The sequence below is a fragment of the Rothia sp. HMSC069D01 genome, assembly GCF_001810135.1.
Taxonomy (GTDB): Bacteria; Actinomycetota; Actinomycetes; order Actinomycetales; family Micrococcaceae; genus Rothia.
In genome coordinates this window covers 51,141-63,726 of record NZ_KV800109.1, presented here as the reverse complement: position 1 = coordinate 63,726, position 12,586 = coordinate 51,141, and the positions used below count along the sequence as shown (strand labels likewise).

Below are 12,586 nucleotides of genomic sequence, written 5' to 3'. Positions count from 1 at the left end.
AGTTTTAGCGAACGCTCGTTCTCGGATTGGAGTTCTCGGATTGGATGGTTTTTGTAGAGCTATCCTTAGCGAGCGCTCCGCAGCTTATCTTTCACCGCTAGTTCTCGTCCTCCACCAGCAGGGAGAGGGAGATGCGGCGGCGTACCGGGTCAACCTCCACCACGCGCACCTGCACAATGTCGCCGCTGCGCACAATATCGTGCGGGTTCGCCACGTAGCCGCGGCTCATCTGGGAGATGTGCACGAGGCCGTCCTGGTGCACACCAATATCCACGAACGCGCCGAATGCCGCCACGTTCGAGACGGTACCTTCGAGCACCATGCCGGGGCGCACGTCCTCGAAGTGCGAGACGGACTCGGAGAAGCGGGCGGTGCGGAAGCTACCGCGCGGGTCCAGGCCGGGGCGGCGCAGCTCGGCGAAGATGTCTTCGACCGTGTACACACCGGCGGTGGCTTCCACACTCTCCAGCACGTGGCTGTCCTGTTCGTGACTATCCTGCACGTAGTCGGCGGGATTCAACCCGGCAAGCGGGTCGGTTCCGTCCGAAGTGCCCAGGGCGCCGGTAACCCAGTGGGCGCCATTGCGTGCCTGCGCGTCGGCAATAATGCGGCGCGCGAGCGGGTAAGCTTCCGGGTGCACCGCGGAGGCGTCCAGCGGCTCCTCACCGCCGCGGATGCGAATGAATCCAGCCGCCTGGCGGAAGGTTTTCGCACCCAGTCGCGGCACGTTCAGCAGCTGCTGACGGTTCGTGAAGGCGCCGTGTTCGGTGCGGTAGGCGACGATGCGTTCGGCGGTTGCGGTGCCCACGCCCGCCACATGCGCGAGTAGCTGCACGGAGGCGCTGTTGAGGTTCACGCCCACGGCGTTCACGCAGTCTTCGACGGTGTCGTTGAGGGCGCGACGCAGGGCGGCGGGCGGCACGTCGTGCTGGTACTGGCCCACACCGATGGACTGCGGGTCGATTTTGACGAGCTCGGCGAGCGGGTCCTGCAGGCGGCGTGCAATGGAGACGGCGCCGCGTACGGTCACGTCGTAGTCGGGCAGTTCGGCGGCGGCGAGGGCGGAGGCGGAGTAGACGGAGGCGCCCGCCTCGGAGACGGTCACCTTCTGGGGTGCTTCTACGCCGTCCTCGCGCAGGGTGCGGATCAGTTCGCTGGCGAGTTTGTCGGTTTCGCGGCTTGCGGTGCCGTTGCCGATGGCGATGAGTTCCACGCCGTGCTCGCGGCAGGCGGCGGCGAGCTCGCGCAGTGCTTCTGCCCACTGGTTGCGCGGGGCGTGCGGGTAGACGGTACCCACGCGCAGCGGCTCACCGGTGCCGTCAACCACGGCGTATTTCACGCCGTGGCGCAGACCCGGATCCAGGCCGAGGGTGGTCTTGTGGCCGGCGGGTGCGGCGAGCAGAATATCGCGCAGATTGGAGGCGAACACCTCGGTGGCGTGCTGTGCGGCGGCGTCGAGTAGCTGGTGGCGGATGCGTTCGGCAAGGCGCGGGCGCAGGTGGCTGCGCCATGCGGTGCGGACGGTGGCGGCGAGCCAGCCGAGTACGCGGTCTTCGTCGTCGACGGTGTTGAGCACCTGCACGGGGATGCGTAGCGCGGCGGCGACTTCACGCTCGTATGCAGAACGGACGTTCTCGTAATTTTCGGCGGCGGCCTCAGCTTCGGCGCGGGCAGCACCACGCAGGCGACTGAGCGCCACGGGGGCGGGTGCCACATCCACCTTGAGGCGCACCACGCCGGCATCCTTGGCGCGGTGCAGCGCCAGCACGCGGTGCGGCGGAATGGAACGAATACGGTCCGAGAAGGCGAAATAGTCGGAGAACTTCGCACCAATGCTTTCCTGACCGGCAATCACGCGAGACTCAATCACGCCGCCTTCACACAGGCGCTTGAGGAGCTTTTCGCTCAGCACCGGGTCGGTGAGGGCGCGGTCAATCAGGACCGCGCGGGCACCCTCGAGGGCTTCTTCGGCACTGTGAATCTGCAGGGCTTCCTCCGCCTCCGCAACCTCAATGCTCTCTTCTTCGTCATCTTCGGCGCCGTCGGTAATGTACGCGGCGGCGATGGCGTGCGCCTCGGCGAGGGGCACCTCCAGCAGGTCTTCGACGAGGGAATCAAGCCCGGCGGCACGCGCCATCTGGGCGCGGGTCACGCGCTCGCTGCGGTACGGGGCGTAGATGGCGTTCACGTCTGCGATAGTGGCGGCGTTCATGAGCGAGGAACGCAGCTGTAGCAGGGTGAGCGGGTCGATGAGGCCTTCGTCGGCGCGTTCGGTGAGCGCTTCAAGCACGCGGTTGCGGCGCTCTTCGAGGGCGCGGAGCTGGCCCAGGCGCGACTGGATGGTGCGCAGCTGGGTGTCGGTGAGTGCGCCCGTTGCTTCTTTGCGGTAGCGGGCGATGAAGGGTACGGAGTTGTCGGCGTCAAGTAGCGCCACGGCTGCGCGGATGCGGTGCGGCGCGATGCCGGTTTCTACGGCGAGCGCGTTAATGAGGTGTTCAGCGGGCTGCTCAGCTGTGCCGCCGGTTTCGTGTTTTTCGCGGTGTGCGGCGCTACTGGGCGCGGGGTCTGCAGCTCGATTCGCGCGCGGGCGGATGCTGCTTGGAAGGGGGTGTTCGCTCATCCTTCCAGTTTCGCATATTTCGCCGCGGCTCATGGGTTGAGCGGTGGTGCTGAGGATAGAGTCAGCGCGGGGCGTATTTTGCTCGCCTGTGCGGGTGCGGGTAAGCGTATTTTCTATCGCATCTTCTAGTGCAGATTACGAGTCTTTACGCACATTTTGCCCTGTGGGTGCGCTAAACATTGTCATCTTTCCGTAAGAAACCGTGTTAGGGGTTCACGTATTTGAATAGTGCTTAGTTTCAGCGATAAATTTAGATAAAAGAGCATATTTTTTGAAAAATATCGCTTATTCATGCAGATAAGGGGTGGCCTCACACCACGCAAACGCCCTTGTCTGCGTGCACACATTCAGGGTTTCGGCGGCACGGTACGACATGGTGCCGCCACATCCCGCAGATGAAAGAGGGACCCATGCGCGAACAAGCCGCGCTATTAAACGCGCCGGAGGGCTACTTAGATTTTCACGACGAGTACGCGGAACTCATCGCCGAACTCGCCGCGTTGGGGTTCACCCCTACCCAGGTTCTCCGCCGCCTCAATTTTCTGTACCCGCACATCAACAAGAAGCACCTGAACTATGCGCTGGACTCCGGCATCTGGCAGTTTGGCCCGGTCACGGCAGACGCCCCGAGCTACACGGTGCTCGCATGCGGCCTCTGGTACGTTTTCGCGGAAGCCTACGATCTGCCTCCGGAGCCCGAGTACGCGGCGCTGATTCTTGATTGCGATATTATTCACGACCTGCCGCCCGCGCTGGAGGCACGCCACTTCAGCAATGAAGACATTGCGCACGTTCTGGCGAAGATCGGCGCTACGCTCAAGTACCTTGCCGCACACCCCTACTCCCAGCTGGAGGAAGAAGCCTACGCGCAGACCCTCGAGGACATCCGACTGCGCGGTTTGGAAGAAATCGGCACCGAGGGCGGTAGCCTGTACACCCTGCTTGCCTCCAGCATGGAGGGCGAATCCGCGTGGCCTGCCCCGGCGCAGACGGTAAACGACTACCTCGGCGACGGCGACTGGTCCCTGGGTATGCTCCGTACCGGCATCTATCCGGCGGAGGCACTCGAAAACGAGTGGTACATTGACGCCGCCTCGGTACCCGAGGATTTTGCTCCGAAGACCCTGAGCCTCTTTTTGAGCTATTGTGCCCGCTACGACCGCGAGCCGACGGCGCTGAACTACGGCTACTGGTCGACCATTCCCACTCTGATTGGTGAGGTGCCGCCGCTGGGTGCGGTACGCGCCAAGTTCGGCTCCTGGCAGACGACTCTGCATCGCGGACGCACGCAGATTGCCCGCGAGCTGCGCCTGTGGACGAAGAACGAAGCAAACGCAGCTGCCGCTGAGTCGAACGAGACCGAGGCGAGCGCGGCTGAGGAGCTTGAGCTCCTCGACGCTGAGCTGACTAACGCTGAGCTCCCCGAAGCAGAACTAGCAGAGCTGGATACCCCGGACGCATCCCCTGCGGGCGCTCCCGCAGAACCGGCGGAACCGGCAGAGCCCGCGCGTCTGAGCGCCCGCGAACTCACCGAGCAGGGCATCGGCGTGGTGCAGACCGCCCACACCAACCTGGCGGCGTACCACCGCACCCAGTGGGAGCAGACGGTGGAAGTCTTCGGCGAACGCCTCGCGCAGCTTGCCTGGAACCGCCGTCTGAGCACCTACTACTTCTTCGACGGAGCCTGCCTGGAAGATGCCGACCCGACCCCCGTGGTGACGGTTTTCCGCTCCCCCACCGGTTTCCTCTGCGAGCTTGAACCCACCGTCGAGGCGCTGCCCGCCTTCGACCCGGAGTTCCTGCAGGAGCACGGCTGGAGGCACCCGGTACCGGTGCATGCGCTGTGGAACCTGCACGCGCTCGACCCGCTGGAGGCAGCTGCCGCCGTCATTGAGGCGATGCGTTCGGGTTGCGGTTGTGAACGCTGGGATTTCTACCGCACCGATGACGACAACGACCCGCTTGCCGAAGAGGCTGAGGTGGCGCCTCTCTAAGCGCACTCCCGCGAGCCTCTCGTCGGGTTCATCCCTGGAGACAGCGAAAGCCCGCGTCCCCCGCTCCCTGAGAGGAGCAGGTGACGCGGGCTTTACGCATGCACCGGTAGCCGGTGTACTAGTAGCCGGTACCGATAGCCGATGTGGCTTAGCGTGGGTTGCTTAGCGTGGGTGTTTAGCGTGCCGAGAAAATCTCGGATGCCTCCACAATCGCAATCTGCGCGGTGCGGGTAGAGATTGCTTCGTGGCGGCGTGCATCCGCACGGCGCTTGAAGAACCAACCAATACCCAGAATCGCGAACCAGACGGGCATCGCGAGCAGACCCCTGAGGGTTTCTTCATCCATGGCCAGCACACCGATGGTGAAGGCGAAGAACACCAGCGACAGCCACGCGGAGAAACGGCCGCCGGGCAGACGGAACTTCGACTTCTCGTGACGTGACGGGAACTTCTTGCGGTACATCAGGTAGCTGACCATAATCATCGCCCACGCAAAAATCACGAGTACCGCAGCCACGGTGGTGACCAGGTTGAACGCGCTAGAGATTGAGTCACCCGCGTAGAGCAGCACGATGGAGGACAGCAGCATCACGGCGGAGAGGAACAGCGCGTTACGCGGCACACCGTTCTTAGAGATCTTGCCCAGGAACTGCGGGGCGCTGCGCTCGCGCGCCAGGCCGAATGCCATGCGCGAGGTGGAGAAGATACCGGAGTTCGCCGAGGAGGTTGCGCTGGTAATCACCACAAAGTTGATGATGTGCGCGGCGATGCCCAGGCCCGCCAGAGTGAACATGGCCACGAAGGGGCTCTTATCGGGGCTGACGAGGCGCCAGGGGGTAACCATCAGGATAGTAGCGAGCGCGCCCACGTAGAATACCATAACACGTACCGGTACGGCGTTGATTGCCTTGGGCAGGGTCTTTTCGGGGTCCTTGGTTTCTGCGGCGGTGGTACCAACCAGCTCGGAGCCCATGAAGGCAAAGACGGCAATCTGGAATGCGCCGAGGAAGCCAATGAAGTGGTTCGGGAACATGCCGCCGTCATTCCAGAGGTTTGCAACGGATGCCTGCGCGCCACTGGGCGAGGTGAAGCCGATAGCGACCATGCCGCCGCCAACAATAATCAGGGCAACGATGGCGACAATCTTGATCATGGCGAACCAGAATTCGATTTCGCCGAAGTTCTTCACGGACACCAGGTTCAGGGTCAGCAGAACACCGATGACGGCGATCGCCGGAATCCATGCCTGCAGGTCGGGCCACCACATACGCAGGTAGCCAACAATTGCGATGATATCCGCGACGGCGGTGACCACCCACATGAACCAGTAGGACCAGCCGAGGAAGAACCCGGCCATGGGGCCGACCAGGTCGGTGGTGAAGTCGGAGAAGGACTTGTACCTCAGGTTGGAGAGCAGAATCTCGCCCATAGCTCGCAGCACCAGGAAGATGACGGCGCCGATGAGCATATACACGAAAATCACGGAGGGGCCCGCCAGGGAGATGGCGCGACCGGAGCCCATGAACAGGCCGGTGCCGATGGCACCGCCGATGGCGATGAGCTGGATGTGGCGGTTGCTTAGACCGCGGTGTAGTCGCTCTCCCTGCTCGGGAGCTTTAGGATTCAGGCTGACGTTGTTCTGTTCAGTCACGACGTCCTCTTTTCAGCGGTTGTACCCCGTACCGCATGTGCCGTTACTGGAATAAGAATCGCTAGATCGCAGCGGGCACGGTCACTGTATGAATATGCGGCCATTTGCTTGCGGGGCGTCCCCGGATTTCGGGGCGAGGCTAGGGCTCTATCAGATATCGCGCGGCATTCGGAAGTGTCACGCTATCGACTAACGCGAAGTTTTTCTGGGAGCTCTCGCAGCTACTTGGATAGTTATTCTACAGGTGTTAAGTGCAAGAAAACAGGATTTACGGCAAAAATGTGACCTATTTCTATTATTCACGTCATATCAAGCGGCGTAAAAAATACCGCCCCGAACGTAAACAGGCAGGCATGAGGGCACGCGAAAGCCCCGCCTCCGCATCCTCAAAGAATGCAGAAACGGGGCTTACCAACAGCACCACAGAAAGAACAGAAACTACTTCTGACCAGCCTTGTCAGCAGCGTTTTCAACAGCCAGCGCACGAGCACGCTTCGCCGCGTGGCGGCGGGTCAGAATCTCGTAGCCAATAGCCAGAGCGATGAACCAGATGGGGGTCAGCGCCAGACCGATTGCGGTGTCCGGGTACAGGCTCAGGGCGTAGACCATGACGGCGAAGAAGACCAGACCAAACCAGCTCATGCCAATACCCCAGGGCATCTTGTATGCGGATGCCTCGTGGCGTTCGGGGAACTTCTTGCGGTATACCAGGTACGCAATCAGGATCATGCTCCAGGTGAAGATACCCATCATCGACGCCACGGAGGTCACCACGGTGAACGCCTCCATAATGCCGCTACCGGCATAGAGCATGACCAGACTAAACAGCAGCATCACAGTGGTCAGGTACAGGGCGTTGGCGGGCACACCATTCTTGGTGAGCTTGCCCAGTGCGGAGGGTGCGGCACCGTCGTGCGCCAAACCGTACACCATGCGGGAGGTCGAGAAAATACCGGAGTTCGCCGAAGATGCCGCAGAGGTCAGCACCACAAAGTTCACCAGGGAGGCGGCAACAGCAATGCCCGCCAGGGAGAACATGCCCACGAAGGGGCTCATGGACTTATCCAGCTTGTCCCAGGGGGTGACGGCGAGGATGGTCAGCAGCGGCAGGGCGTAGAAGAGGCCAATGCGGAAGGGTACCGCGTTAATTGCCTTGGGCAGGGTGCGTTCAGGGTGTTCGGTTTCCGCCACGGCGGTACCGACCAGCTCAGCACCCACGAAGGCAAAGAGCGCAATCTGGAAGGCGCCCAGGAAGCCCGTCAGGCCCTGGGTAAAGATACCGCTACCGGAGGGGCCGGGGCGATCCCAGAGATTTGCCACAGAGGCGACGGTACCGTCGGGCGCGGTGAAGCTAAAGGCAACCATGAGCGCACCAACAATAATGAGGGCGACAATGGCGACGATTTTAATGACTGCGAACCAGAATTCGATTTCACCGAAGTTCTTCACCGAGGGCAGGTTCAGCAGCAGCAGAGCCACGATAACGGTCAGCGCCGGGATGAAGGCTGGGATTTCCGGCCACCAGTATTTGATGTAGCCGGTAATGGCAATGACGTCCGCGATACCTGTGACGACCCAGAAGAACCAGTACGACCAGCCGACGAAGAAGCCGGCGCGCAGACCGAGGATGTCGGTAATGAAGTCGGTGAAGGACTTGTACTTGGGGTTGGAGAGCAGAATCTCGCCCATGGCGCGCAGAACAAAGTAGATGACGCTACCGATAATGGCGTAAACAAAGACGATGGAGGGGCCGGTCAGGGCGATGGTCTTTGCTGAGCCGAGGAAAAGGCCGGTGCCGATGGCGCCGCCAATTGCGATCAGCTGGATGTGTCGGTAGCTTAGTCCGCGCTGGAGCTTGGAGTGCTCCGCTTCGGAGTCTAGGCCGGTGACGGAGTTGTGCTGCATTGGCTGCTGTGTCACGTATTTCTCTTTCCTGCGTCGATTCGCCCTAAATTTCACTCGGGGGCGAGTCCGGGTGGCTGGTATTCATACATAATCCTGAACGGCGCGCCAGGAGGCGGTTCCCGCGCTTCCCGAGCCGGCGCGGTGCGCTTGGGCTTGTGGGCTCCGATTTTGCGGGGCTTCCGACTTCTTGCATCGCCGATAAAAGATTATGCAGAGAATGCATAATTTCAAATTTTACCCCCTCATACCCACACAAGTACAAGGAATACAACATCACCAGATTTTTGAGACGGGACGATTGGGACGGGGCGAGCCTGTGACATCTCTCAGCCTCCACCCGGAACACGCCCCGCACCACCCTTAGATCACGCCCCTTCTCTGCAAGCTTCTGCCAGGTTTTCAAAAAATATTTAGAAACTTTACGCGTAAAACTTTACAAGGCGAGGAACCGAGTCTAGAGTAGAAACCGTTCAACAAAAACCTAACCAACCAACTACAGAACAGAAGGACAACATCATGGGCAAGTTCTCCAACGCAGCACTGCGCATCACCGCCGGCGCGCTCATCCTCGACGCAGGCGTCAAGAAGCTCAAGGCAGACGAAGGCACCTACGCCTTCCTGCAGCAGATGGCGGCAACCGGTGTTCCCGCAGTCTCCAAGCTGGACGCAGCAACCTTCGGTAAGCTCATCTCCGGCGCAGAAACCGCACTCGGCGCAACCCTGCTGACCCCCTTCATCCCCGCACGCCTGGCGGGCGCAGGCCTGACCGCATTCGCGGCAAACCTGATGACCATGTACTTCCGCAACCCGGACATGCACGACAAGTACTTCCGCCCCACCCAGGACGGTCAGCAGCTCGCAAACAACATCGTGATGCTCGGCGCAGGCCTGGCACTGCTGGGCTCCAAGAAGTAAGCCCCACACGCTAACTCACTCAGACGACCTCACGAAAGTGTGGCGGGAACAGTATTCGTTCCCGCCGCACTTTTGTATGCGCGCTAAATTTCTGTGTTTCTCAGACCGGCATGCTCCCGGCTAGTTCAGTTTCACGCCCGGCTAGTTCAGCGTCACGCCAGCCCCGCACGCCGCGAAACCGCACGGTGTAGCGGCGCTACGCTATTCTTTTAGGTATGTCTACTGAGAACACGCAGCCTAGCCAGGCACCCGAATCCACCGAAGAAAAGGCCAAGAAGCCGGTTCCCGAGGAATTCTTCCGCCAGCCCTACTCCTTCGTCCGCCGCGGCGACCGCCTCACCGCGCGCCGCCAGAAGGCGTGGGACACCTACTCCCCCACCCACGTGCTGGACATCCCGCGTCTGCGCACCGACACCTCCGTCGCGCCTGAGGCGACCTTCGACCCGGTCAAGATTTACGGCCGCGAGGCGTACCAGGTTGTCGAGATTGGTTCCGGTCTGGGCGAGGCGATTGTGCACCGCGCAGCTGAGGTGCCCGAGGCGAACTTCCTCGCCGTTGAGGTGTACACCCCCGGCATCGCGGACCTGCTGCTGAAGATGGGCAACGCTGGCGTGGAGAACGTGCGTGTGGCTCAGGCGAACGCACCCGAACTGCTCGACAACATGCTTGAGGAGAACTCCGTGGACGAGCTGTGGGTGTTCTTCCCGGACCCCTGGCATAAGTCCCGCCACCACAAGCGCCGCCTGGTGTCCCCGGCGTTCGCTGATAAGGTTGCGCGCGTGCTTAAGCCCGGCGGCATTTGGCGTCTGGCGACTGACTGGGAGGAGTACGCCCTGGTCATGCGTGAGGTTCTGGAGGCGCACCCCGACTTTGAGAACGTGAACCCGGGCGCCGGTGCGACCGAGGAGGATCCGCTGGGTGGTTGGGCTCCGCGTTGGGAGGGCCGTACTCTCACCAGCTTTGAGCGTAAGGCTCAGGAGGCGGGCCGCCGCGCGCATGATCTGACCTACCGCCGCAAGTAAGCGGGTCAGCGTTAGTACGCGACTTATACGTTAAGGAGGTGAGGCTCCCCGGTCATTCGGGGAGCCTCACCTCCACAGTCAGCACCAGAATTCAGGCCTTTACACATTTTTGGCATACTTATTTTTCTAGGTTGCCCTATTCCTATACCCCCCTGTTGCTGCTCCGCTGGTAATTATATTTTCTTCACTATTTTTCTCCTTCTGAATGTTGCTTCAGTTCTTCCATATCTTTCATCATTTCACCCACAATAGGTGAACCCTCATCTTTTGCTCCTTGACCCTGACCAGCCCCCACGACAGGCTTCTGCTGCTCACTGACTCTTTTGAATATAATTTCACACGATTCGCGTTCATATTTTTCAAAATTAATTAATTTTTCCTCGGCATCTCCAATATTAAAGAGCCTGTAATTATTTAACATTTCCTGATTTATACTCCTACCCTTATTCTCAATAGGCAAAAAGTACAACGGAAATCTATCAGGACCCCCATCACCGATTGAACAGCCTTTCATTTCATGAAAACCAAAAAATAAAACATCCCTATCCAATTCACCCCTATTTTTGCCACCATTTAGGATACATCTTGCCAGCTTTGGCGACAGCACAAAAAAATGAGGTCGAGAGTACTCAGCAACACGAAACCCAAGATCAACATCACGACCAATAAAATCTATAAAATAATCATTTTGAATCTCCCGGATAGAGTTTCTATAAACTCCAAAAATAACTGACGCGTTATCCTCCGGGTCTCCTTCTTCTTTTTCCACCTGTTCTTGCTTCTCAGTTTTATATTCCCAGTCTTTACCTATTAGATTCCACGAAAAGTCCCACTCATCTTCTGCATGCAGCAAAAACGCATACCCATGTAACCCTAAACGCATATTACTTTCTAGACCCACTGGAACTATATGTTCAATTTCCATAACCTTTATAAACTGGTCTATATACCTGCGAACAGACTGATAGTCTATACTTTTACCCTCACTAATAGGAATTACTCTAAAATAAACAAGCTCATCACCGCGCACACGCCATAGAACCCAGTCATCTCTTGCCGAATCACCATCCTCAGCATCCAGCTTACGCAACTGCCTATCAAATTCGCGCATAAATTTAGATATACCTATATTTACTAAAGGATTCTTAACTTTTAAAGCGGTAGATTCATCAATGTCAACCCCGCATACAAGCACAGCCTGAGGTACCTTATCCTCAGGCTGTGCTTCATTTCCAGATACATCGCTAATTTTTTTGTCAGCCATTGTTATCCAATAGTCCTAGCGTGCGTGCACGGACTTCAGCAGCCGCGATAGATACCCCAAAATCATTAGCAACTAAATCCAAGTCTCCGCCCCGGATTTCAAAAGATTTTTTAAACTTATTCTCGGGCATCAATAGGCTTGCAGCAAAAACATTTGCTTCATATTCAGTAAACCCACCATAAGCATGATTTGTCCTGCGATATACAGTTTCTCGCTCTTCCGGATTCCCATCCTTATAATGAATAAAATAATGACCTATTTCGTGAGCTATAGTGAATTTCTGTCGATTTTTCCCGTCCATTGCAGAGACATATATCTTAAATGAATCATCCGAATCATTTATAACCATTGAATTTCCATTTGCCTCTAGATAGCCAACTTCATAGACAGATCCACCTAACTTTTCCACTAGTTCAAGGATATCAAGATTCAGGGAATTATTAGACGAATATCTAGACATAAATATATCGTTCAGCCGCTCCGCTACAGACTGCACATATTTCATATTTGCCATTTCTACACACCTACTTCCAAAAACTAGACAAAATCACAATAATTAAAAGGATAAGAACGTTAGAAAAAACTACCCACTGCAATATAACTACGGCAAAAAACTTATTCCAGGCAACTTTTCCAAGTACAGCAATTTGTTCGCTTAAATATTCTAAACATACTTTTTCGCTTACAGATTCCATACACTGATTTTTTTTACCCATTTTGTATGTTCCGTAAAAGAATAAGTTCCCACCAGCGCTGTTATACGATTTAGTATACGGTTGCAAAGCTAAGAAACCAATTATAAAAGATCCCAACAAAAGCAATGAACATACAACCACAGCTACCCATGTATACCATTCCCAGCCACCTCGCTCCGCCATATCAGAGAGAATTTTAGGAGCGAACGTAGCATAGGCAGCAACAATAACGCCTTGAACAGTCAGAAGCATCTGAATTTTTGAATCACCGTGTTTAATCCAATCAGTGAAATGCTGGATGATCTGCCATCTTTGGTCAAAGTCCAAGCCCAGCGAAAGATCTGCGGTCTCCTTAACGACCTTCGAAGGCTTCCTGCACATAATTATCCTCCTTAGTTACCTGAGATATCTTACCGATGAGAAGAACCCATTAGTTCTATCCCTGTATTACCACTCTATCCTGTTCTAAGCCCACTCTGCTCTAAAATTGGTCATTTCGAGATAGAATTCATTCGTTATC

The 12,586-nt window shown here is 57.4% G+C and carries 9 protein-coding genes; 3 read left to right on the top strand and 6 right to left on the bottom strand.

Annotated features, from left to right (window positions below; all coding sequences use genetic code 11):
- Positions 1–97: 97 nt before the first annotated feature.
- Complete coding sequence (locus tag HMPREF2710_RS08105; protein WP_246824556.1) at positions 98–2,620, bottom strand: helix-hairpin-helix domain-containing protein; 2,523 nt, start codon at positions 2,618–2,620, stop codon at positions 98–100.
- Positions 2,621–3,030: 410 nt separating this feature from the next.
- On the opposite strand from HMPREF2710_RS08105, the gene HMPREF2710_RS08100 reads away from it, so the two are divergent.
- A complete protein-coding gene (locus HMPREF2710_RS08100; protein ID WP_070600575.1) occupies positions 3,031–4,614 on the top strand; it encodes a dehydrogenase in 1,584 nt (527 codons plus the stop codon).
- A 175-nt stretch (positions 4,615–4,789) separates the two neighbouring features.
- Here HMPREF2710_RS08100 and HMPREF2710_RS08095 read toward each other — a convergent pair whose 3' ends face one another.
- Both HMPREF2710_RS08095 and HMPREF2710_RS08090 read right to left on the bottom strand, forming a co-directional pair.
- Positions 4,790–6,265, bottom strand: a complete 1,476-nt coding sequence (locus tag HMPREF2710_RS08095) for an amino acid permease (protein WP_070600572.1) — start codon at positions 6,263–6,265, stop codon at positions 4,790–4,792.
- A gap of 438 nt (positions 6,266–6,703) precedes the next feature.
- Positions 6,704–8,170: an amino acid permease gene (locus HMPREF2710_RS08090; protein ID WP_049354969.1), complete on the bottom strand. Its 1,467-nt coding sequence runs from the start codon at positions 8,168–8,170 to the stop codon at positions 6,704–6,706.
- Between the two features lie 516 nt (positions 8,171–8,686).
- Here HMPREF2710_RS08090 and HMPREF2710_RS08085 point away from each other — a divergent pair.
- Both HMPREF2710_RS08085 and trmB read left to right on the top strand, forming a co-directional pair.
- Positions 8,687–9,085 carry a hypothetical protein gene (locus HMPREF2710_RS08085; RefSeq protein WP_070600570.1) on the top strand — a complete coding sequence of 133 codons (399 nt, stop codon included), beginning with the start codon at positions 8,687–8,689 and terminating at the stop codon, positions 9,083–9,085.
- 215 nt (positions 9,086–9,300) lie between these two features.
- Positions 9,301–10,107, top strand: a complete 807-nt coding sequence (gene trmB / locus HMPREF2710_RS08080; protein WP_005508988.1) for a tRNA (guanosine(46)-N7)-methyltransferase TrmB — start codon at positions 9,301–9,303, stop codon at positions 10,105–10,107.
- A 187-nt stretch (positions 10,108–10,294) separates the two neighbouring features.
- On the opposite strand, the gene HMPREF2710_RS08075 is transcribed toward trmB, so the two are convergent.
- From HMPREF2710_RS08075 to HMPREF2710_RS08065, 3 genes are read right to left on the bottom strand one after another with little or no spacing between them, the layout of a single operon-like run.
- The gene (locus tag HMPREF2710_RS08075; RefSeq protein WP_070600568.1) at positions 10,295–11,371 is read right to left on the bottom strand and encodes a hypothetical protein; all 1,077 of its coding nucleotides are present in this window, start codon (positions 11,369–11,371) and stop codon (positions 10,295–10,297) included.
- Entirely contained in the window at positions 11,364–11,885 is a 522-nt protein-coding gene (locus HMPREF2710_RS08070) for an ImmA/IrrE family metallo-endopeptidase (RefSeq protein ID WP_070600567.1), read from the bottom strand. The genes HMPREF2710_RS08075 and HMPREF2710_RS08070 overlap by 8 nt, the downstream gene beginning before the upstream one ends.
- Before the next feature lie 10 nt (positions 11,886–11,895).
- Positions 11,896–12,447 carry a Pycsar system effector family protein gene (locus HMPREF2710_RS08065; protein WP_070600566.1) on the bottom strand — a complete coding sequence of 184 codons (552 nt, stop codon included), beginning with the start codon at positions 12,445–12,447 and terminating at the stop codon, positions 11,896–11,898.
- Between the last annotated feature and the right edge of the window lie 139 nt (positions 12,448–12,586).